This window comes from Streptomyces sp. NPDC001678 (assembly GCF_042892945.1).
Lineage (GTDB): Bacteria > Actinomycetota > Actinomycetes > Streptomycetales > Streptomycetaceae > Streptomyces.
In genome coordinates this window covers 366,065-387,965 of record NZ_JBIAUP010000007.1, presented here as the reverse complement: position 1 = coordinate 387,965, position 21,901 = coordinate 366,065, and the positions used below count along the sequence as shown (strand labels likewise).

At 73.3% G+C, this 21,901-nt stretch carries 18 protein-coding genes and 1 pseudogene; 8 read left to right on the top strand and 11 right to left on the bottom strand.

What is annotated here, in order from left to right:
- On the top strand, positions 1-318 hold a 318-nt coding region (locus ACFYZR_RS18235), incomplete at its 5' end, for a transposase (RefSeq protein WP_391911319.1).
- Between the two features lie 13 nt (positions 319-331).
- Here ACFYZR_RS18235 and ACFYZR_RS18230 read toward each other — a convergent pair.
- Together ACFYZR_RS18230 and ACFYZR_RS18225 are read right to left on the bottom strand one after the other, a co-directional pair.
- Positions 332-712 (bottom strand): annotated as a pseudogene (locus ACFYZR_RS18230) (IS200/IS605 family accessory protein TnpB-related protein); the annotation flags it as partial.
- Entirely contained in the window at positions 705-1,280 is a 576-nt protein-coding gene (locus tag ACFYZR_RS18225; RefSeq protein ID WP_391911317.1) for an IS607 family transposase, read from the bottom strand. The pseudogene ACFYZR_RS18230 and the gene ACFYZR_RS18225, both read right to left, overlap by 8 nt.
- A gap of 169 nt (positions 1,281-1,449) precedes the next feature.
- Here ACFYZR_RS18225 and ACFYZR_RS18220 point away from each other — a divergent pair, with 169 nt between their 5' ends.
- Both ACFYZR_RS18220 and ACFYZR_RS18215 read left to right on the top strand, forming a co-directional pair.
- Positions 1,450-2,262: a class I SAM-dependent methyltransferase gene (locus ACFYZR_RS18220; protein ID WP_391911315.1), complete on the top strand. Its 813-nt coding sequence runs from the start codon at positions 1,450-1,452 to the stop codon at positions 2,260-2,262.
- A gap of 10 nt (positions 2,263-2,272) precedes the next feature.
- Complete coding sequence (locus tag ACFYZR_RS18215; protein ID WP_391911313.1) at positions 2,273-2,623, top strand: VOC family protein; 351 nt, start codon at positions 2,273-2,275, stop codon at positions 2,621-2,623.
- A gap of 73 nt (positions 2,624-2,696) precedes the next feature.
- Here the strand turns inward: ACFYZR_RS18215 and ACFYZR_RS18210 are convergent, their stop codons facing one another.
- Both ACFYZR_RS18210 and ACFYZR_RS18205 read right to left on the bottom strand, forming a co-directional pair.
- The gene (locus ACFYZR_RS18210; RefSeq protein ID WP_391911311.1) at positions 2,697-4,580 is read right to left on the bottom strand and encodes a DUF5107 domain-containing protein; all 1,884 of its coding nucleotides are present in this window, start codon (positions 4,578-4,580) and stop codon (positions 2,697-2,699) included.
- A gap of 56 nt (positions 4,581-4,636) precedes the next feature.
- On the bottom strand, positions 4,637-6,052 hold the full coding sequence (locus tag ACFYZR_RS18205; protein WP_391911309.1) for a CoA transferase: 1,416 nt from the start codon (positions 6,050-6,052) through the stop codon (positions 4,637-4,639).
- A 214-nt stretch (positions 6,053-6,266) separates the two neighbouring features.
- On the opposite strand from ACFYZR_RS18205, the gene ACFYZR_RS18200 reads away from it, so the two are divergent.
- Complete coding sequence (locus ACFYZR_RS18200; protein ID WP_391911307.1) at positions 6,267-6,524, top strand: hypothetical protein; 258 nt, start codon at positions 6,267-6,269, stop codon at positions 6,522-6,524.
- Between the two features lie 266 nt (positions 6,525-6,790).
- On the top strand, positions 6,791-8,191 hold the full coding sequence (locus ACFYZR_RS18195) for an amino acid permease (RefSeq protein ID WP_391911305.1): 1,401 nt from the start codon (positions 6,791-6,793) through the stop codon (positions 8,189-8,191).
- 82 nt (positions 8,192-8,273) lie between these two features.
- On the opposite strand, the gene ACFYZR_RS18190 is transcribed toward ACFYZR_RS18195, so the two are convergent.
- Complete coding sequence (locus ACFYZR_RS18190) at positions 8,274-9,035, bottom strand: SDR family NAD(P)-dependent oxidoreductase (protein ID WP_391911303.1); 762 nt, start codon at positions 9,033-9,035, stop codon at positions 8,274-8,276.
- Between the two features lie 103 nt (positions 9,036-9,138).
- Positions 9,139-9,720: a TetR/AcrR family transcriptional regulator gene (locus ACFYZR_RS18185; RefSeq protein ID WP_391911301.1), complete on the bottom strand. Its 582-nt coding sequence runs from the start codon at positions 9,718-9,720 to the stop codon at positions 9,139-9,141.
- 165 nt (positions 9,721-9,885) lie between these two features.
- On the opposite strand from ACFYZR_RS18185, the gene ACFYZR_RS18180 reads away from it, so the two are divergent.
- Positions 9,886-12,264, top strand: a complete 2,379-nt coding sequence (locus tag ACFYZR_RS18180) for a collagenase (RefSeq protein ID WP_391911299.1) — start codon at positions 9,886-9,888, stop codon at positions 12,262-12,264.
- A 159-nt stretch (positions 12,265-12,423) separates the two neighbouring features.
- Here ACFYZR_RS18180 and ACFYZR_RS18175 read toward each other — a convergent pair whose 3' ends face one another.
- Positions 12,424-14,208 (bottom strand): FAD-dependent oxidoreductase, encoded by a 1,785-nt coding sequence (locus tag ACFYZR_RS18175; protein ID WP_391911297.1) that lies wholly within the window; start codon positions 14,206-14,208, stop codon positions 12,424-12,426.
- A 175-nt stretch (positions 14,209-14,383) separates the two neighbouring features.
- Between ACFYZR_RS18175 and ACFYZR_RS18170 the strand changes: the two genes are divergently transcribed.
- On the top strand, positions 14,384-14,689 hold the full coding sequence (locus tag ACFYZR_RS18170) for a 4a-hydroxytetrahydrobiopterin dehydratase (RefSeq protein ID WP_391911295.1): 306 nt from the start codon (positions 14,384-14,386) through the stop codon (positions 14,687-14,689).
- A gap of 45 nt (positions 14,690-14,734) precedes the next feature.
- On the opposite strand, the gene ACFYZR_RS18165 is transcribed toward ACFYZR_RS18170, so the two are convergent.
- From ACFYZR_RS18165 to ACFYZR_RS18155, 3 genes are all read right to left on the bottom strand, one after another.
- The gene (locus tag ACFYZR_RS18165) at positions 14,735-15,577 is read right to left on the bottom strand and encodes an aldo/keto reductase (protein ID WP_391911293.1); all 843 of its coding nucleotides are present in this window, start codon (positions 15,575-15,577) and stop codon (positions 14,735-14,737) included.
- Positions 15,578-15,696: 119 nt separating this feature from the next.
- Positions 15,697-17,523 (bottom strand): AMP-dependent synthetase/ligase, encoded by a 1,827-nt coding sequence (locus ACFYZR_RS18160; RefSeq protein ID WP_391911291.1) that lies wholly within the window; start codon positions 17,521-17,523, stop codon positions 15,697-15,699.
- Positions 17,524-17,662: 139 nt separating this feature from the next.
- Complete coding sequence (locus ACFYZR_RS18155) at positions 17,663-18,595, bottom strand: LysR family transcriptional regulator (protein WP_391911289.1); 933 nt, start codon at positions 18,593-18,595, stop codon at positions 17,663-17,665.
- Between the two features lie 89 nt (positions 18,596-18,684).
- On the opposite strand from ACFYZR_RS18155, the gene ACFYZR_RS18150 reads away from it, so the two are divergent.
- Entirely contained in the window at positions 18,685-19,779 is a 1,095-nt protein-coding gene (locus ACFYZR_RS18150; RefSeq protein ID WP_391911287.1) for a bile acid:sodium symporter family protein, read from the top strand.
- 95 nt (positions 19,780-19,874) lie between these two features.
- On the opposite strand, the gene ACFYZR_RS18145 is transcribed toward ACFYZR_RS18150, so the two are convergent.
- Complete coding sequence (locus ACFYZR_RS18145; protein WP_391911285.1) at positions 19,875-21,839, bottom strand: exo-alpha-sialidase; 1,965 nt, start codon at positions 21,837-21,839, stop codon at positions 19,875-19,877.
- Positions 21,840-21,901: the final 62 nt, after the last annotated feature.

Here is a 21,901-nt window from a genome sequence, read left to right as displayed (position 1 = left end):
TACGCCGGAGAGCCGGTGGTACTGGTGTGGGACGGGTTGTCCGCGCACTGGAGCCGGGGCATGCGCGCCTGGGCAGCCGGCCAGGACTGGCTCACACTGGAACGGCTGCCCGCCTACGCACCCGAGCTCAACCCCGTGGAACTGCTGTGGTCGTCCATCAAGACCCGCGAGCTCGCCAACCTCGCCGGCGACCACCTCGCCGACGTCGCCGACGCCACCGAACACGGCATCCACCGCGTCTGCTCCGACGAACAACTCCCCTGGTCCTTCCTCACCCACACCGGACTGACCATCCACCCCCAACAACCACAGAACTAACGAAAACCTCAGTAGTGCCCTTCTCCCCGACCGGGAGGGACAGTCGGTGCGCAATCGTACGGACACCGGTCTCCAGGTTCTGGATGTGGGCGAGTTGGGCGCGGCGGGACAGCGCCCACTGGTCGTGGGTGGCCTTCGTGATGCTCCCGGCCCATCGGGACGACGCCTCTTGCGTCACGGCGCGCTTCCGCTCCGCCCACCGGTCGGTGTCATGCTCCAGAGCGGCCGCGCAGCGGGCCTTGAGGTCACGCCCGGCCAGCGTCCCCAAGTGGCCACCGACCAGCCTGAGCACCTTCTTGTCCTGGGCCGTGATCGCCTTGAGCCGGGTACGGACCGCGACACCGGACGGCCCGAGAGCAACGAACGGCGAATCAATCGGGCGCAGGTCAGCCACGTTCGGCGGCCTCCAACGCGGCTTTCGCCCGGTTCTTCGCCGAACGGCGGCCATACAGGCGGGCGCAGAACGATGTCAGCACCTCCACCATGTCGCGCACCAGGTCGTCCTCGACCTCGCCGTCGTCCAGCACCAGCAGGCGGCGTCCCGTCGCGGACAAGGCGGCCTCGACAAGCTCGACGTTCATCCGGCCGAGCCGGTCCTTGTGCTCCACCACCACAGTGGTCACCTGCGAGTCGGCCAGCAGACGCCGGGCCTTGGAACGACAGCCGTTCATCCCGGAAGCGATCTCCGCCTCAACACGAACGACCCGGTGACCGGCCTTCGCCGCCCACGCCGACAGCCGGACGACCTGGCGTTCCAGATCGGTCTTCCGATCGTGCGAGGAGACGCGGGCATACAGCCCCAGACCGCCAACGGCCCCGAGCGTGGTGGTGGCGTCGATGTTCACCAGGATCGTGCGTGGCCCGACCCGCTGAGCCGGTACCGGCAACGTCCCCTCACGGAACCAGCGATACGCGGTCTGCGGATGCACGCCCTGCGTCTTCGCCCATTCCGTCAGGTTCACGCTCTGACAACGATACTCACTCATACATGGTTACGCTCACTTACCCGACTTTGAGGGCCGGCAGGTGGTCACCCCCCTGTCCCGGATCGTAAGACATCCCTCTCACCATGCGAGAGAACGGCCTACGGTGGAAACGCCACTTCACGCCGTCGCGAAGGGACGAGCCGCCATGCCGGAACGGCAGAACGTCTACATCCACGGTCACCACGAGTCCGTGCTGCGCTCCCACGGCCGCCGCCGGGCCGCCGACTCCGCCGCCTACCTGCTGCCTTCACTCGAACCCCACCACCGGATCCTGGACATAGGCTGCGGCCCCGGCAGCATCACCGCCGACCTGGCCGCCCTGGCGCACCGGGGCCGGGTCACCGGCCTCGACGCCGCCCCCGCCATCCTGGAGACCGCCCGCGCCGCCGCCCGCGAACGCGGCGTGTCCAACGTGGACTTCACCGTCGGCGACATCCGCGCCCTGGACTTCCCCGACGGCTCCTTCGACGTCGTCCACGCCCACCAGGTGCTCCAGTACCTCGACGACCCGGTGGCCGCCCTGCGCGAGATGCGCCGCGTGTGCCGCCCCGGCGGGATCGTCGCCGTCCGCGACGTCATCTACACGGCGATGACCTGGTACCCGCGCGTCCCCGGCCTCGACGACTGGCAGCGGCTGTACGTGGACGTCGCCCGCGCCGGCGGCGGCGAACCCGACGCCGGCAGCAGGCTGCTGGGCTGGGCCCGGCGGGCCGGGCTGACCGACGTCACCGCCACGGCGGGCGCCTGGTGTTACACGGGTGCCGAGCAACGCGCCTGGTGGAGCGGCCTGTGGGCCGACCGCACCCGCTCCGACCCCTACGCCCGCCACGCCGTCGAGGGCGGCCACACGGACCGGGCCGGCCTGGCGGCGATCGCGGAGGCCTGGCACGAGTGGGGACGTCACGAGGACGCGTGGTTCTCGGTGCTCCACGGCGAACTGCTCTGCCGGGTCAACTAGCCTGCTTTTCATGAACATTCTGGGGACTTCGCTAAGGGTGTGCGTAAGCGATCTGGAAGCGTCGATCACGGTGTACGAACGACTGACCGGCGCCGAGGCGCAGCGCTTCCGGCGCGGCGGGGTCTCGGTCGCGGCCGTCGGCTGCTTCTTCCTGATGAGCGGACCGGAGGCCGAACTCTCCGTCCTGCGCAACATCACGGCCACACTGGCCGTCACGGACGTCGACGAGGCCCTCGCCGATCTGCTCGCGGTGGGCGCGCAGATCATCGCGGGCCCCGTGCGGACGCCCATCGGCAGCAACCTGGTGGCCCGTCATCCGGACGGATCGGTGTTCGAGTACGTCGACCGCCGGACCGGCTGACAAAGTCAGCCCGTCCGGCGTTTGAGGACCGGGGGTCCGGGGGCGGAGCCCCCGGGAAACGGGAAGGGGCGGGTCAGGGGAACGACTCGCCCTCACCGAGATCCTCCACCTCGAACCCCTCGGCAAGAACAGCACGCGCCCCCGCCGCATCCCCCCGCCCCTCCAGCACCCGCGCCTCCAGCAACCGGAACCGCCCCCGCGCCCGCGCAACGGGATGCACCGCCGCCAGCACGGCGGCAGCCTCCTCCGCCCGCCCCACCGCCAGCAGCGCCTCGATCGCCTCCCGCGCGAGCGCCGTCCGCGCGGCCCGGGACGCCCCCGCCTCGTGGGCCTCCGTCACCGCCCGTGCGTAGCGGTCGGCGGCCCGCTCCGGATGCCCGCGTTCCACGTCCGCCGCCGCGAGCGCGCGCCGCGCCGGCCAGCCCATGCCCTGCCGGAGCGCGTGCTCCCAGCTGCGGACGGCCTGCGAGCGATCACCGGCGTGCCACTGGGCGACGCCCAGGTGGTACGCGGTGTGCGGGCCCGGCCCGGCGGTCTCCAGCAGCTCCCGCCAGGCGGGGGAGACCAGGGAGGGGCCGGGCTCCGGCCCCTCCTCGCCCAGTGAACCGGTGCGCAGCAGCGCCCGCCAGGGCCGCTGCTCGTCCCCGCCCCCGTCCGCCGGCACCGGGAACGGCGTCCCCGGCAGCTCCAGGCGCCCCCGCTCGACCTCGAGCGCCCCCCAGCCGGAGCCGGTGGCCAGTGTCTCCTTGGGCTCGTGGTCGGCGTACGGCCGCCACGCCTCGTACGCGGCGTCCACGGCGGCGCGCGGCAGCGCCGCCTCCAGCCGTGCGGCGGCCTCGGCCCGCGCCGCCGCCCAGTCGGCGCCGTGGACGGCGGTGGGGTCGGCCGCCAGCGGCCCGTACGCCTCCAGCCAGGCGAACTCGCCGCCCGCCTCCAGGGGGACGTGCTCCAGCTGGGTCGGCGCGAGGCCCGCCTGGATCTCGGCGTAGCCGCCCGTGCCGGGCTCGGTGAGCCACTCCTGCCAGCGCCGCCCGGTCTCGTCCGCGCCCCACAGGAAGAGCTTGCGGCCGGTGAGCGCGTCGGTCGAGGTCTGGACGAGCCCCTGGCCGTCGCCGTCGAGCGCGGCGATCCAGCGGCGTTCGCCGTCGGGGAGGTCGTAGAAGTAGTCGGCGTGGTGGGTGCCGTCCGCCGGGTACGTCCGGTCGGCGCCGTCCCAGTGGGGGACGGGCACCCGGCGCAGGGAGGCGCGGTCGTAGCCGAAGTGCCAGGCCCGCTCGGCCGGGGCGAGGACCCGGGTGCGCGGGCCCTCGGGCACGGCGGTGTTGGACCACCAGTAGACGGGCGCGGTGCGGTGGTGCGGATTGCGGACGCGCACACCGGCGTAGAGGAAGTCGGAGCCGTCCGGCAGCCACAGGTCGACCTGGAAGGGCAGGTCGCGCAGCCGCTCCCACTCCCACAGCCGCAGCATCTGGCCGCCGTCGGGCGCGGGCACCCTGGCCGCGTGGAGCGGGGCGACGGAGAGGGCGCCGTGGCCGGTCGCGCCGATGTTCCATTCGATGCCGCCGGAGAACCAGGCGCCGTTCAGGGCGAAGCCGGCGGGCTGGAGGACGGGGTTGGAGTAGAGCAGCGGGCGGCCCGTCGGCTTGTGGACGAGCGAGTGCACCCGGCCGCCGAGCCCCGGCAGGACCGTGGCGCGCAGCCGGTCGTTCTCGATGACGATCGCGTCGAGGTCGGTGGGCACCCGGGTGCGGGTGTAGTCGTCACGGCGGCGTACGGGCAGCAGGGAGCGCAGCGGCGCGTAGCGCGTCCGCCGGGCCATGGCGGGCGGCAGGCCCGCCATGGCGGCGCGGTCCAGGCGGTGGACGTCGCCGCGGGTGCGCAGCGGCGGCAGCGGGTTCTCCGGGCCGGGGGAGGCCGCGGGCAGGGTCAGCACGGCTCGGCGGATGGTGGTGGCCACGCGTCGGTCTCCCTTTCGCTCCGGGGGTCGGGGATTCTCTTCGCTTCGGGGTTCTCTCACAGCCACACGGGGGCGTCGGCGCCCCAGCGGCCGGACCGCCGGGCCCAGTCGCGCGGGGAGCCCGTGAACTCCACGGGCGGGCGCGCGTACCGCAGCCGCCCGAGCGGGCCCTCTCCCCCGGCCAGCCAGGGCGCGGGGTCGTGGCCGTCGCCGCCGGGCTCGGGTACGCCGTCGTCGTGGGGCACGTCGCGGGCCAGCCAGGCCGCCGTCTGCGCGAGGGCGAACCGGGCCAGATGGGTGCCGCCGCCGGCGCGCTGCTCGGTGACGGCGCGCAGCAGGGCGGCGGCCAGCAGATAGCCGGTGCCGTGGTCGAGGGCCTGGGCGGGGAGCGCGCCGGGGCCGCCGTCGGGGCCCGGCTCGGTGGCGGCGATGCCGCAGGCGGCCTGGACCAGGCTGTCGAAGCCGCGCCGGCCGCCCCACGGCCCGTAGCTGCCCCAGGCGCTCAGCTGGCCGATGACCAGGCCCGGCCGCCGTTCGGCGAGGGCCTGCGGGGACAGGCCGTGCCGGTCGAGCGCCCCGGGCCGGTAGCCGGTCACGACGACGTCGGCGGCGGCCAGCAGCTCCTCGAAGACCGCGCGGTCGGCGGGGCGGGCCAGGTCGAGGGCGGTGGAGCGCTTGCCCAGGCCGGTGTCGTCGTGCAGTTCCTGGCTCTCCGGCAGGGCGGGGGAGTCGATCCGCAGCACGTCCGCGCCGAGCAGGGCGAGGGTGCGGGTGGCGACCGGGCCCGCGAGGACCCGGGTGAGGTCGAGGACGCGCAGTCCTTCGGCGGGCAGGGCCCCGGAGGGTGCCCCGAGCGCGCGGACGGGGCCCTCGGCGATCCGTTCCAGGGAGAGCAGGGGGCGCTGGGCGACCGCCGCGCCCTGCGGGTGGACGGCCCACTCGTGGGGGGTGCGCACGGCGACGGCCAGCCCGCCGGCCGCGTACACCAGCTCCTCCACCCGCGCGGCCTCCCGGCCCGCCAGCTCCGCGGCGACCCGGTCGACCAGCGGCGCGGCGTCGGCCTCCGGCCCCGGGTCGGGCAGCCCGAGGGCGGCGAGGAGGCGGGCGCGGTGATGGGGGTAGTTCGCGTGGGTGCGCACCCAGCCGTCGGCGGTGCGCCAGTAGCGGGAGAGCGGGGCGAAGGAGGCCGGGGAGCGGCCGTCGCGGCGGATATGGCGCTCGCTGGCGAACGCCGTCGCGACGGCGCCGTCGTCGACGCGTACGCGCGGCAGTGGCCCGCCGCGCCGGGCGGCGAGCAGTTCGGCGGCGGCCAGCGCGCAGACGGCCACCGTGGCCCGGGCCGTCTCGCGGACCGGGAGCCGGGCGGGCAGGGCTGTCTCGGTGCCGCCGTACTCCACGGCGGCCATGAGTGCGGGGTCCCCGCCGAGCAACGCCCAGGCCTGGTCCGTCGCTTCGGACGATCGCTTGATCATCCCCCGAGTCTGGCACTGGGTGCCAGGTGCTGGGAAGAGGCCCATTTAGGCGTCCTGCCCAGAGGTGTCCCGTCCCATGGCGGGCACTACCCGTTCGGGTGACATCCGGCGTGGGCCCGGCGCGGCGGTTCCCGAGGTCTAGGCTGGACGCACCAACGGTGATCGGCGGGCGACGCCCGGTGAGCGGCTCGGGGACGGGTTTCGGTGAGTGAGCGTGAGTGAGCGCACATCCCCGCCCGGGCCGGAGTCGCCGGGGCGGACCTGTCAGTGGTGTCACGGTTCCGGGTACGGGACGCGGGCGCTGGCGTACTGCCCGGGCGCCGACCCCTTCGCGGGCCCGGCCGACACCGTCCACCGCGCGGGGCAGTGCGCCCACTGCCGGGGGTCCGGGACGTACGACTCCGCGCTGGACCCGACCCTCGGCCATCCCGGGGAGGCCACCGAGGGGCCCGTCGGGGAGCCGGACGACTGACCCCACGGGCCGGTCGCGAGCGTGAACCGGGCGCGAACCGCCTGTTCCGCTTGATCGCGCCCCGGTGGACGAATCACGGTGCGCGGCGGTGATCACAGCACCTTTTGCGGTCGCCGGGCGCTCCTCGCGGGACAAAAAATTTCAATTTTGCGCCGTCTCACAGTGCGGTCAATATGTGCTGTCGCACATACCTGTGCTCTTGCACAGTCATGCGAAGTCGCCACAGAATCAGCGACCTGCCCGCAGTACGAGAGGCGCACCCTTCCATGCAAGAAACCGACGGCACTCCCGCACGCCGCTTCGGCCTCCCCACGGCCATCTGCCTGGTCATGGGCAACATCATTGGTGGGGGCATCTTTCTGCTGCCCGCCTCGGTCGCCCCGTTCGGCACCGTCAGCCTGCTGGCCTTCGGTGTGCTGACGATCGGAGCGATCGCCCTCGCCCTCGTCTTCGGGCGGCTCGCCGAGCGCCATCCGCACACCGGCGGCCCGTATGTCTATGCGCGCGCGGCGTTCGGCGACTTCGCCGGGTTCCTGTCCGCCTGGTCGTACTGGACGATGACCTGGGTCAGCAACGCCGCCCTCGCCGTCGCCGGCGTCGGCTACTTCCATGTGCTCACCGGGGGTTCGTCCTCGAAGGGCACGGACCTGGCGATCGCCCTGCTGATGCTGTGGCTCCCGGCGCTGGCGAACCTCGCCGGCACCCGCTGGGTCGGCGTGGTGCAGGTGGTCTCCACGGTGCTGAAGTTCGTCCCGCTGTTCTTCGTCGCCGTCGCCGGCCTCTTCTTCTTCGACCCGAAGAACCTCGGCTCCTTCAGCGAGGGCGGTGGCAGCTGGGCCAGCGGTCTGTCCGCCTCGGCGGCGATCCTGCTCTACAGCTACATCGGCGTGGAGTCCGCCGCGATGAGCGCCGGCGAGGTCCGTGACCCGGAGCACAACGTGGGCCGCGCCAGCGTGTTCGGCACCATCGGCGCCGCCGTGGTCTATCTGCTCGGCACGGTGGCGGTCTTCGGCACGGTCGCGCACGACAAGCTCGCCAAGTCCACGGCGCCCTTCTCCGACGCGGTCGACGCGATGTTCGGCGGTGAGTGGGGCGGCACGCTGATCGCCTTCGCCGCCGTCGTCTCCATCGTGGGCGCGCTCAACGGCTGGACGCTCATGAGCGCCCAGATGCCCTACGCGGCCGCCAAGGACGGCCTGTTCCCGGCGATGTTCGGGAAGAAGCGGCGCGGGGTGCCGACGGCGGGCGTGATCGCCGCGGCGGTGCTCGCCTCGCTGCTGACAATCATCAACTACGTCTCCGGCTCGGGCGGGGTCTTCGAGATCCTGGTCCTCATCACCACCTTCTCGGCGACCGTCCCCTACCTCCTGGCCACCGCCGCGCAGGTGTACTTCCTGCTGAGGGGCGAGCGCGACAAGGTCCACGCGGGCCGGTTCACGCGTGACATGGTCTTCGCGCTCGGCGGGTTCGGCTTCTCCTTCTGGCTGGTGGCCGGCGCCGGTTACGCGGCGGTCTACCAGGGCGGGCTGTTCCTCTTCGCCGGCATCCTCGTCTACGCCTGGATGGCGGCCCGCCGCCCGGCGGCGGGCGAGGGCGACGGCGCGGCTGACGGCGCCGGCGAGCCCGTGGCGGCGGAGAAGTCCGCCGAGCCGGAGCTGGTGGCGTAATCGGTACACAGGACGCACGAGGAAGGGGCGGGCCCGGGGGCCCGCCCCTTTCGCATGCCCGGCGACCTGGCGACCCGGCTGCTCAGGCCGTGACGCCGCCGTCCAGGACGAGCTCCGTGCCGACCGTGTAGCCCGCCTCGTCGGAGGCCAGGTGGAGCACCGCGGCGGCGACCTCCTCCGGGCTGCCCGCGCGGCCGGCGGGGACGTCGCGGGCCATCCGCTCGGCCTTCTCGTGAGCCGACTCGCCCGGGCGCGTGGACATCGACGTCTCGATGGCGCCGGGGCTCACAGCGTTGATCCGCACTCCCTCGCCGATGTGGTCGAGGGCGGCGCTGCGGGTCAGCGCGGAGACGGCGGCCTTGCTCGCGGCGTACGCGCCGAATCCCGGAACGCGCTTGTGGGCGCCGAGGTTGGACGAGATGTTGACGATGGCGCCGCCGCCGTTGGCCCGCATGTGCGCGATCTCGTGCTTCATCGACAGCCAGACGCCCGTGACATTGGTGGTCAGGACGGTGTGCCAGTCGTCCTCCGGGATGTCGGCGACCTTCGCGGGCGGGGCGAGCACGCCGACGTTGTTCACGGCCACGTCGAGGCCGCCGTACCGCCGCACCGTTTGCTCGACCAGGGCCTCGACGTCGGCCGGGCGGGTCACGTCGGCGGTGACGGCCGTGGCCTCGCCGCCCGCCGCCCCGATGGCGGCGACGGTCTCCCGGAGCGGCTCGGCGCGCCGGCCCGCGACCACGACCCGGGCTCCCTCCCGGGCGAAGGCGAGGGCGACGGCCCGGCCGATGCCGGTCCCGCCACCGGTGACGAGGACGGTCCTGCCGGAGAAACGCGTGGTCATGTCGATGACTCCTCGGGATAACGAAAACAAAGATAAAAGAACGATCGGTCTTGAATTTGGGCATGAAGGCATGCAGGGGCGCGGAAGCGCCCCCTCGGGGGTGTCAGTCCAGCAGGGTCAGCGCCTGCTCGGCGGCGTCCCGCGCGAGGCCCGGTCCGGTGTCGAGCCGGCCGATCACGCGCAGCCCCTGGAGGAGCACCAGGAGCATCCGGGCGATCGCCACCGGGTCGCGTTCCGGGGGGAGTTCGCCCTGCGCCGAGGCCCGCATCAGCGCCGAGGTCAGTGCCGCCTCGACGTGGTGCCAGCTCTGCTCGACCCGGCGGGCTGCGACCGGGTCGCGCGGGCCCAGTTCGACGGCCGTGTTCGTCACGAAGCAGCCGCGCCGGGGCAGCTCGCCGGCCGACTCGGCCGCGAAGCGGCGTACCAGGGCGCGGACGGCCGGCAGGGCCGGGCCCGGCTGGGAGAGCTCGGCCATCAAGCGCGGGTCCTGCTGCTCGCCGTAGCGCTCCAGGGCCTTGAGGTAGAGGTCGTGCTTGCCGCCGAACGTCGCGTACAGGCTCGCCCGGGCGATGCCGAGACGCTCCACGAGGTCCGCCATCGACGTCGCCTCGTAGCCGCGCTCCCAGAACAGTTCGAGGGCCGACTGGAGGGCGGCGTCCGGATCGAATTCCTTGGTCCTGGCCACGTCGTCGATCCTAGGCGTATCGAGAACGACTGGTCAAGAATCAACGGTCGGTCAAGAGTTCGTCCATCCGCGGTCTTATGGGTTGTCAGTGAAATGTCACATTACTATGGTACGCCGCGCATCACCTCGTAGCTGACGCCTCATCAACCCCCCTGAGGAGAACCGGTGTACGCGCTACGCACAGTGCGCAAGGGGCTGCTGGCCGCCGCCCTGGCGGCCGCTCTCGCCCTGCCGACGGCTCAGGCCGCTCAGGCCGCCCAGGCCGGGCCCGCCCGTCCGGCCGCCCCGCCCCCCACATCCACCCCCACGTCCACCGCCGGGACCGCCACCGGTACGGCCCCGGTCCACGACCCCCACGACGACGTCGACCGCCTCGCCGCACCACCCCGGCAGACGACCCGCACCCCCGTCCCCGGCGGCGAGCGCGGCGAACCCGGCCGGATACCCGGCGACCTCGCGCAAGGCAGAGCCGACAGACCCGGCAGGCCCACCGCCGGCCCGGCCCTGCGCGGCTCCGTCCCCTGCACCCTCGACGGCCTCACCCGGCTCGGCCCCGACCAGCTCGCCGACTTCCTCACCGACCCCGCCGTCACCGCGGACGGCTGTCTGCGCGGCCTGATCTGGACCTGGGACGCCCGCCTCGTCCCCGTCCTCTCCCGCGCCCACGTCCAGGCCGTCGCCCGGCGCGCCGCCGAGCTCGCCCCCCGGCACACCGGGGACGACGCGAGCCACCTCCTGGAGCTCTTCACCTACCTCCACGCCGCCGTCTACCACGACTTCTCCCACGACGAGATCGACCTCACCGACCCCGCGACCGTCGACGCCATGCGCCGCGCCACGGACGCGTACGGCACCGCCGCCCACACCTTCGACCCCACCCGGCAGAACGCCGAGACCCTCCGCGAGGCCCTCACCGCCGGCAGCGCGCCCGGCCTGCGGCAGCACCAACTCGGCCTCGTCCCCAAGGTGCTGGCCACCATGGGCCCCGGCCGGACCACCGCCGGCGACCCCGCCTGGGGCGGCGCCGCCCTCGCCGCCCTCACCGTCAACTACCTCGGCGTCTACCCCGGCAACAAGGACACCGACTTCCACCGGGCGGTGGCCGCCGACCCCGGCTACCGCGCCGCCTTCCGCGCCTTCTCCGGCCACACCCACCTCAAGGGCACGGCCAACGCCTGGACGGTCCGCGACGCCCTGAGCGAGTACGGGCGCTTCGGTCAGATCGACGGCCTGCGCCCCGCGATCACCGCCGACCTCGGCGCGCTGCTGAAGACCGCCGAGACCGGCTTCGGCGACCTCAGCGCCCCCTGGGCCTCCCTCGCCTCCTGGCTCAACACCTATGAGGCGTGCGCGCCCTACAACGTCTGCAAGCCCCAGATAGAGGCCCGGGTCTTCCCGCGCACCTATACCTACGACAAGGGCGGCATCGAGGTCCGCACCGCCCTCGACCAGGCCATCGTCGACCAGCTCTACTACGCGAGCAAGCAGGTCAAGGCCCAGTTCTTCCGGGTGCTCGGCACCGACGTCCCGCTGACCGGCGACCCCAACACCACCCTCCACATCCACCTCTACGCCTCACGCGCCGACTACGAGGTGCTCCACCCCCTCCTGACCGGCATGGGCACCAACAACGGCGGCGTCTACATCGAGCAGGGCGCCACCTTCTACACCTACCAGCGCCGCGTCCCCCAGGACTCCAGCCTCACCCTCGAGGAGCTCTTCCGCCACGAGTACACCCACTACCTCAACGGCCGCTGGGCCGTCCCCGGCATGTTCGGCGAAGGCCCCTGGTACCAGGGCGACCTGACCACCGCCATGGACGAGGGCACGGCCGAGTTCTTCGACGGCGCCACCCGCGACGAGGGCATCAAGGTCCGCAAGTCCCTCGTCAAGGGCATCATCGCCGACACCGCCGGTGGCAAGCCCCGGATGAGCGTCGACCGGTTCCTCCACGCCACCTACGACGGCGACGGCTTCCGCTTCTACAACTACGCGGGCACGTTCTTCGAGTTCCTGTGGCGCGAACACCCGGTACTGCTGCGGGAGATGTACGGATACGAGCGCGCCGACGACCCCAAGGGCTTCGACGCCTGGCGCACCCGCATGGGCAAGGACGCCACGATCCAGCGCGAGTACGACGCCTTCATGGATGAGCAGATCCGCGACGTCGACCACCTCTACGTCCCCGACACCCACTACACCCCCGTGGGCTCGCTGACCCACGCCGCCGCCGACCGGGTCGGCGCGGCCTTCGCGAGCGCCACCGGGATCACCCCGTCCAACTGCGCCGGCAACGGCGACACCAGCGGCAAGCCGCGCTTCACCTGTACGGGCCGGATCACCGCCAACCTCTCCGACAGCGGAAGCCCCGACCGGGTCTTCGGCGACATGTCCGCCACCGTGGACTACTTCATCCTCGGCCGCGCGGCCCCGGCCGCCAACAACCTCGCCGACATGAACTGCTCCTTCGGGTCCGTCGACATCTGGTCCGACGGCAAGGCGGGCACCGCCGACTTCACCTGCGAGGGCCCGCTGCGGCCGTGAGCACCTGAGCACCGTCTCGGGTCCGCCCGACGCGCCCATGACCTCCGAGGTCGTCGCGGACCCGGCCCCTCCTGGGGCAAGGTGAGCACGAACGGTCTCCCGGACCCGCGCACTCGGGTCCGGGAGACCGTTACGTCATGTGAAAGAGTGGAAGAACCGTCAGCCCAGATCGAAGACGTTGCGCAGGCCCAGCCGGTGCCGGAACTCGTCCTGCCGCCGGAGCGGCTCAAGCTCCGGCGCCCGGTAGAGGGGCGTGACCGAGCAGCGCTCGGCGCGGGAGCCGGTCTCCTCCAGGAGGGCGTTGACGGCGGTGCGCGCGGAGGCGTTGGCGCCCTCCATGGTGGCCAGGTCGATGTCGACGGCCACGTAGTCCCCGGCGAGGAAGAGATTGGGGATGGCGGTGCGGGCCTCGGGGCGGTCGTACCAGGTGCCGGTGGGGTGGATGAAGAGCTGTTCGTCGTTGTTCGCGCGGGTGCCGTCCAGCTCCACGGCCGGGTCCAGGAACCACGAGTGGAGCGTCGCGTCGCGCAGCACCGTGCGCCCGGTGTCGTTGAGCCCGGCCTTCATCTGGGCCCAGACCTCGCGGGCGACCTCCTCGCGGGTGCAGCGTTTGGCGGGCTTGCCGTAGAGGATGCCGGGCCGCTCCCATTCGGAGACGTCCACGGAGAGGCAGTCCGCGACCGTGCCGTCCCCGTAGTCGGCCCGGAAGTCCCGGCCGCGCCAGTACTGGGCCTGGCTGACGGACGTGATCGACCAGGGGGTGTCGATGTGGTTGATGTGGCCGTGGATGATCGGGGTGGGTTCGGTGAGATAGAACTGGATGCCCGTCATCCAGTCCGTCTTGAGCCTGTCGCAGCGCGCCAGCCGGGGGTCGGCCGCCCGGACGCTCTCGTTCCAGGTCAGCCTGGCGTGCTCGACCGGCATCGCGGAGACGAAGTGGTCGGCGGTCACCGACTGCCGGGCGCCGCTCGCGTCCTCGACCACGGCCTCGGTGATCCGCCCGCCCGCCAGCCGCAGGTCCCGCACGGACCAGCCGGTGTGGAACACCACGCCCAGCGAGCGCAGATGGGCGGTCCACGGGTCGATCCACGCCTCATTGGTGGGCGCGTCGAGGACCCGGTCGGGCTCGCCGTCGGCCCCCCGGCCCAGCGCGTTGTAGAGGAAGGCCTCGACGCAGGTCGCGACGGTCCGGGTGCTGGCGACCTCGGCCTTGGTCGCGACGATGTTGCGGGTGATGCCGATGGCCAGCAGCTGCCGGTAGTCGGCCGACATCCGCGCGGCCCCGGTGAACTCCAGCCACGGGACGCGCTCCCAGGACTCCAGCCGGCGGCGCTCGCTGCTGGTGAACCAGACCAGCAGCCGGTTCGCGAAGTACGCGATCTCATGGGCCCGCAGCCGGGAGAGCGTCTCGCAGTAGGCCGTCAGCGCGCGCAGCAGCGCGTCCGGGGTGAGGACCGGGGGAGGCGTGCCGACGGTGGCGAAGGGGATGCGGATGTCCTCACGGCCGCCCGTGCGCGCCAGCATGACCTCGCTGGAGGCCACGAGGTTGTCGTGGCAGCCGTTCTCGTTGCCCTTGAACGGGATACGGCGAAGGGTGTCGGGGAGATTGCGGTAGAAGCCCGGGATGAAACGGAAACCGTGCTCGCCGGGCAGCGGCTTGCGTCCGCCCTTCGCGCTGCCGGGCACGTCCATGCTGCGGGCCTTGCCGCCGAGCGCGGACTTGCGCTCGTAGACCGTCACCTCGAAGCCCCGCTCGGCCAGTTCATGGGCGGCCGTGAGCCCGGCGACACCACCCCCGAGGACGGCTACGCGCCGGCCCGCGCTCCCCTTGCGGACGGTGCCGGCGGCCGGCCGGGGCGCGGCGTGGGCCGTCCCGGTGAGCGCCGCCGTCGCCGTGACGGCCGCCGCGCCGCCGATGAACCCTCTGCGTGTGCGTTCCGCCATGCCACAGCCCCCTGCCACCCCGGTAACGTGTCATGTCCGGCGCAGGAGCATAAGAGAGTCCCTCGGGTCCCGGAAGGGCGTCGCCGACGCGTCCGTGCCATCCGCCGCACATTGGCGTGAAAGCGCTGCCGCCTCATGGGACGCTGGTGGGACGACGAGGACGAAGGGATGTGCGATGGCAGTCGAACCGCTCTCGCAGAAGGACGTGGAGGATCGCCTCCAGGAGCTCCCCGGCTGGTCCACGGACGGTGACCGGATCACCCGCCGCTACTCCTTCGACGGGCACTTCCAGGCGGCGGCGATGGTCGTCCACATCGCCCAGATCCAGGAGGAGTTGAACCACCACTCCGATCTGACCCTCGGCTACAACACGGTGACCCTCGCCGTGAACACCCACAGCGTCGGCGGAAAGGTCACCGGGCTGGACGTGGAGCTGGCCCGCAGGATCGAGGCGGTCGCCCCGGGGCACGGAGCGCGCTGACGACCGGTCCCGCGGGGCGGGCGCCCCGCGGGACCGGTCCGTGGATCAGCTCCAGTCGAACTCGTCCGGGTTGGGGCCGAGCCGGTTGCCGGCGTCGAGGCCGGCGATCGCCGCGAGGTCGTCGGCGTCCAGCTCGAAGCCGAAGACGTCGAAGTTCTCCCGGATGCGCGACGGCGTCACCGACTTCGGGATGGCGACGTTGCCCAGCTGGAGGTGCCAGCGCAGGACGACCTGGGCGGCCGACTTGCCGTGCTTGGCGCCGATGCGGGCGAGGACCGGCTCCTCCAGCAGGCCGCGGCCCTGGCCCAGCGGGGACCACGCCTCGGTGACGATGCCGAGGCGCGCGTGCACGGCACGCAGCTCGGTCTGCGCGAAGTCGGGGTGCAGCTCGACCTGGTTGACGGCCGGGACCAGGGAGGTCTCGGCGATCACGCGCTCCAGCTGGGGCGCGTGGAAGTTGGACACGCCGACCGCCTTGGCGCGACCGCTCTCGGCGATCTCCGCGAAGGCGCGCCAGATCGTCACGTAGTCCTCGCGCATGGCCCGGGGCCAGTGGATGAGGTAAAGGTCGATGTAGTCGAGGCCCAGCTTGGCCAGGGAGGCGTCGAACTCCCGCAGCACGCTGTCGCGCGTCCACGTCTCGTTCGCGCTGTTCCACAGCTTGGTGGTGACGAACAGCTCGTCACGGGCGATGCCGGAGGCGGCGAGCGCCTTGCCGGTGCCCGTCTCGTTCTCGTAGATGGCGGCGGTGTCGATGCTGCGGTACCCCGCTTCGAGGGCGGTCGAGACGGCGGCGGTCGCCTCGTCGTCGGCGACCTGCCACACGCCGAAGCCCAGCTGGGGCATCTCGACGCCGTTGTTCAGGGTGATGGTGGGGACCTTGCTCACAGCAGTCGATCCTTACGTTCGCGAATGCACTTGCTCCAGGGTCAACCGGAACGCCGTGGGCCGCATTCCCGCTTCTGCCGTCAAGTCACCCGGATGGGCGTCAGGGGCCCTGATGGGGGTCAGGAGGAGTAGAGCGCCTCGACCTCGTAGGCGTAGGCCTTGTCTATGGCCTTGCGCCTCAGCTTGCGCGTGGGCGTCAGCAGCCCCTGCTCCTCGGTGAAGAGGCCGGGCAGGATCCGGAAGGCGCGGATGGACTCGGCCTGCGAGACGAGGGTGTTGGCGGCCACCACGGCCCGCCGGATCTCGGCCTCCAGGTCGGGATCGTGCACCAGGTCGGTCAGGGTGGCGGGCCGGGGCAGCTCCCGCATGGCCAGCCAGTGCGCCACCCCCTCCCGGTCCAGGGTGACGAGCGCGCCGACGTACGGGCGGTCGTTGCCGACCACGACGCACTGGGCGACCAGCGGGTGGGCGCGCACCCGCTCCTCCAGGGCGAGGGGCGAGACGCTCTTGCCCCCCGAGGTCACCAGGATCTCCTTCTTCCGCCCGGTGATCGTCAGATAGCCGTCCTCGTCCAGTGCCCCCAGGTCGCCGGTGGCCAGCCAGCCGTCCCGGAGCACGGAGACGGTGGTGCGCTCGTCCCCCAGATAGCCCGCGAACACCTGCTCGCCGCGGAGCAGCACCTCGCCGTCGTCCGCTATCCGCACGCTCGTGCCGGGCACGGGCCGGCCCACCGTCCCGAAGCGGGTCCGCTCGGGCGGGTTGGCGACGGCGGCGCCGGTGGTCTCCGTCAGCCCGTAGCCCTCCAGCACCGTCACCCCGGCCCCGGCGAAGAACAACCCCAGGCGCCGCTCCAGGGCCGAGCCGCCCGACATCGCGTACCGCACCCGGCCGCCGAGCTCCTCGCGCAGCCCGGCGTAGACGAGCCTGTCGAAGACCCGGTGCTGGACGCGGAGCGCGGTGCCGGGGCCCGGCCCGGTGCCGAAGGCCCGGGCCTCCAGCGCCCGCGCGTAGCGCACCGCGACGTCGACGGCCTTCTCGAACGGCCCGCCCCGGCCCTCCCGCTCGGCGGCGCGCCGGGCGGCGGCGAAGAGGCTCTCGAAGACATAGGGGACGGCGAGCACGAACGTCGGGCGGAAGGCCCGGAGGTCGGGCAGGAGGGCGGCGGCGGTCAGCCGGGGCTGGTGGCCCAGCCTGACCCGGCCCCGGACCGCGGCGACCTCCGCCATGCGGCCGAAGACATGGGCGAGGGGGAGGAAGAGGAGGGTGGACGCCTGCTCGCCGGGGCGGGAGCGGAAGACCCGTTCGTAGCGGCGGAGGACGTTGTCGCTCTCGGCCATGAAATTGCCGTGGGTGAGCACACAGCCCCGGGGGCGGCCCGTGGAGCCCGAGGTGTAGACGACCGTCGCGGGGGAGCGGGGGGTGAGCGCCATCCGGTGGCGGTGGACGACCTCGTCGCGGATACGGGCGCCGGCCTCGCAAAGCTCGTCGACCGCGCCCGCGTCGAGCTGCCAGAGGCGGGTGAGCGCAGGGAGGCGGTCGATGACGGAGCCGATGGTCATCGCGTGGTCCTCGTGCTCGACGACGCAGGCGGTGACCTCCGCGTCGTACAGCATCCCGAGGACCTGGTCGGGGGAGGAGGTGGGGTACACCGGCACGGGCTGGGCGCCCACGCTCCACAGCGCGAAGTCGAACAGCGTCCACTCGTAGCGGGTACGGGACATGACGGCCACCCGGTCGCCGAACCGGACGCCCTGGGCGAGCAGGCCCTTGGCCAGCGCCAGCACCTCGTCCCGGAAGGCGGCCGCGGTCACGTCCCGCCACACACCGCCCTCGGCACGGCTCAGCGCCACCCGGCCGGGGTCCTCGGCGGCATGGTCGAAGACGACGTCCGCCAGCCCTCCGACAGGGGGCGCCGTCACCAGGGACGGCACGGTGAACTCGCGCAACCTCTCGCTCCTCGCGGACGTGGCACAGCCCTCGCGGGCGTGGCACAGCGCCGTGACCGTACCCGGTCCCGTACCGGCACGAACCATTCCGGGCCGGTTCCGGTCACCCGGAGCGCGGCCGGTCGCGGAGCGCGGCCGGTCACCCGGAGTGGAGCCGGTCGCCCGCTGCCAGGATCGCGTCCGCGAGGGCCTCCGCGCTGTCGCGCACCGGCCCGTCGCGCCGCGCGCCCGCGCCGTGCAGCAGGACGATGTCGATCCCGCCGAGTTCCGGCAGCCCGGCGCCGGCCGGGAGGCGGACGAGCCCCGGCGGGATCATCCCCTGGGCGTGGGCCATCACCCCGAGCCCGGCCCGGGTGGCGGCCACCAGACCGTTGAGACTGCCACTGGTGCAGGTCACCCGCCAGGCACGGGCGTGCCGCTCCAGCACCTCCAGGGCCCGGGCGCGGGTCACCGCCGGGGGCGGGAGGAGCACCAGCGGCAGGGGGCGGCGCGGGTCGGGGCGGCTGCCCTCGGCGCCGATCCAGACGAGCCGGTCGCGCCAGACCACCCGGCCGTGGGGCTCGTCGGGGCCCGGGCCGGTGCCGGGCCCGTCGGCCCCGGGGCCCGCCGCCATGGGCTCGTCGGCCGGGTGCCGTTTGGCCAGGACGAGATCGAGGCGCCCGGCCGCGAGCCGCTTCATCAGATGCCCGGACAGGTCCACGGTCAGCTCCAGGTCCACCTCGGGGTGGTGGCGCCGGAACCCCTCCAGGAGCTCGGGGAGCCGGGTCAGCACGAAGTCCTCCGACGCCCCGAAGCGCAGCCGCCCCCGGGGCCGCGCCCCCGCGAACCAGTGCGCGGCGCGCTCATGGGCCTCCAGGATCGTCCGGGCGAAACCGAGCATCGCCTCGCCGTCCTCGGTGAGCCGCACGCTGTGGGTGTCCCGGGAGAACAACTGCCGCCCGGCGGCGTCCTCCAGCCGGCGCACCTGCTGGCTGACCGTCGACTGCCGCACTCCCAGCCGCCGCGCGGCCTGGGTGAAGCTCAGCGTCTGGGCGACGGTCAGGAACGTACGCAACTGCGCGGGATCGAACATGACAGATAAGGCTATCGGAGGTTATCGGTATTCGTGATAACAGTCAGAGTGGTGTACGGGGTTCCCGATGGCCGTGGGGCGGGAAAAGGATGGGACACATGCGCCGTCTTCTCTCCCGCCTCCCCGTCGACCCCTATATAGCCGCGCTGCTGGGCACGGTGCTGCTCGCGGTGCTCCTGCCGGTGCGCGGCCCGGCCGCGAGCGTCGCCGGCGGGGCCTCCACGGGCGCGGTGGCGCTGCTGTTCTTCCTCTACGGCGCCAAGCTCTCCACCCGTGAGGCGATGGACGGGCTGCGCCACTGGCGGCTGCACCTGACGGTCCTCGCCTGTACGTTCCTGGCCTTCCCGCTGCTGGGCCTCGCCGCCCGGGGACTCGTCCCCCACGTCCTGCCCCCGGAGCTCTACACCGGGCTGCTCTTCCTGTGCCTGACGCCCTCCACCGTCCAGTCCTCGATCGCCTTCACCTCGCTGGCGCGCGGCAATGTGCCGGCGGCGATCTGCGCGGGCACCTTCTCCAGCCTCGCCGGCATCGTCCTCACACCGCTGCTGGCGGCCCTGCTGCTGGGCGGCAGCGGCGCCGGGGGCTCGCTGGACTCGCTGCTGTCGGTGGTGCTGCGGCTGCTGGTGCCCTTCCTGGCCGGGCAACTGCTGCGCCGCTGGATCGGCGGCTTCCTGACCCGGCACCGCCAGGTGCTGGGGCTGGTCGACCGGGGTTCCATCCTCCTCGTGGTCTATGTGGCCTTCAGCGCGGGCATGGTGCGCGGCGTCTGGCAGCAGGTGTCGCCGTGGCGGCTGGTGGTGCTGGTGGGCGTCGAGGCCCTCCTGCTGGCCGTGATGCTGACCCTCACCACTTTCGGCTCGCGGGGGCTCGGCTTCGGCCGCGAGGACCGGATCGCGATCACCTTCGCCGGCTCGAAGAAGAGCCTCGCGAGCGGGCTGCCGATGGCCACCGTCCTCTTCGGCGCCCAGGCGAGCCTGGCCGTCCTGCCGCTGATGCTCTTCCACCAGCTTCAGCTGATGGTGGGTGCGGTACTGGCGAAGCGCTTCGGCCGCGGGCCGGTTGCCCTTCCGGCGGAGCCGGCGGGCTCGGCGGGCTCGGCCGCCCTGGCGGACCCGGCGGTCACCCGGTCGCCGGGGCCGGTGGACCCGGCGACCGAATCGGCCTCTGCCCGGGGCGGAGCCTGAACGCTCCGCACGGAGGGCGGGCCGGTCATCCGCGGGCCGGTGGGGGCTGGTCGCGCCCACGCGGCGGAGCCGCAATCGACACTGCCCCGCGCCCCTTACGGGGCGCCGTCGATTCGGTCCAGTGGCAGCCACAGCACCGCGTCCCGGCGGGCGACCGGTGCGTTGCGCCCGCGTACGGCCGCCAGCTCTCCGTCGGTCAGCGCCCGCCCGTAGACCCGTACCTCGTCCAGATCCCCCGTCAGGAACACGCGGGCGTCCGGTTTCTGGCCCAGGTGCACCCCGAACGTCGAGTTGCGGCTCACCGATCCCGGGACGTCCGGCACCGACACCGACGCGCCGTCCACGGTGAGGGTCACCACCCCGCCCGCCCGCCGCAGGGCCACGTGGTGCCAGCGCCCGTCGCCGTACGCGCCCGCCGACCGCACCGTCGCCGTACGGGACGGCCCCGGGCCGGGCGCCAGCGCCGCCACCTGGCCGACGACCCGGCCGGTGCCCGGCTCCCCGCGCAGCGCCACCTGGGGTGCCCCACCGACCCCGCCCATCCACAGCAGGGGCTGCTCGCCCTTGACCGCCGCCGCCCGGTAGCGGAACCACAGGGCCGCCGTGAAGTCCCGGGTGCCCAGGGGCAGCGTGGGCCGGTAGGGCAGGCGCACGGCGGAGTCCGTCCCGTCGAAGCCCAGCCCGCCCCCGAACCGGCCCCCCACCGGACGGGCGCCCCCGAGGACGTACGCGCCGGTGCCGCCGGGCGCCCGGTCCGGTGTCGTCGGGTCCGGGCCGCGCCGGGGGCCGAGCCACTCCTCGGTGAACCGCGCGAAGCGGATCTCCTGGTGCGCGTCGGCCTTGCCCGCCTCGTAGAGCAGACCGGTCGTGTCCTGCCCGATGACCGCCATGTCGGAGTAGCCGGACCAGTCGGCGGTGACCCGCCGCCCCCGCTCGGCGCCCTCCCAGGTGCGCCCTTCGTCGTAGGAGGAACGGATGGTCATCGTGCGGCGGCGGTCGGGGTCGGCCGGCGCCGAGAACAGCCAGCGCCCGGGCCGAAGCGGGATCACCGCCCCCTGCACCATGGGGGAGTAGAGGTCGGGCAGGGGCCGGAACGGCGCGTCGAAGCTCTCCCCGCCGTCCCCGCTCACGGCGTCGTCCCGGTTGCCCAGCTCCGTGCCGTCCTGCTCGCGCCCGCCCGCGTAGACCGCGCCGTCGCTCCGCTCGGCGAGCGTCAGTTCGGAGGGCTTCTGACGGTACGTCCGGTCGGCCGCGACGGGGTAGGTGTCGACCGCCCCCAGCCGCCAGTGGGCACCGCCGTCGTCGCTGAGGGCGAGCGCCCCGTGGTTGGCGGAGGTGCGGGTGCCGTCATGGCTCTCCGCGTTGAGGCCGATGACCAGCCGCCCGTCGTGGGGGCCATGGCCGAGCTGGATGCCGTGCCCCGGGCCGGTGGCGTACCAGGAGTTCCAGCCGGGGGGCCGGATCTCCTCGGTGAGGTCGCGCGGCCACGACCAGCTGGCGCCGTCGTCGTCGCTGTACTGGAGGTGGGGGGTGCGGTCGCAGGGCACATCGCAGTTCCCGGCGTCCTCGCGGCCCTCGTTGTAGGTGGTGGCCAGGACGATCCGGCCGGTCCGGCGGTCCACGACCGGCGCGGGGTTGCCATGGGTGTCGCCCAGGCCCGGGTCGACGACCTGGAGCGGCCCCCAGCTGCGGCCCCCGTCGGTGGACCGCTTGAGCACGAGATCGATGTCGGTGGCGTCACCGCAGTTGTCCTTTCTCCCTTCGGCGAAGGCGAGGAGGGTGCCATGGGTGGTGGTGACGATGGCCGGGATGCGGTAGCAGGCGTAGCCGGGGTCCTGGTCGGGCCGGAAGAGGACCCGCTCGTCGAACCCGGCCCGCCCCGGGCCGACCGGATCCTCCGTCGCCCCGGCCGGCGCGGGGTGGAGGACGAGCGCGAGCAGTGCCCCGCAGAGGGCGAGCGCGGCGGGGATACGGCTGCGGGCGCGAGCTGAAGGGCCGCTGGGGGGTCTACCAGGGGGTCTGCCGGAGGGTTCGCCGGGGGAGGAAGGATGCGCCGCCATGGCCCGTCCCTTTCGCGTCAAGGCCGTCGAGGCCCCACGTGTCCGGTGGGTCAACGTACGGG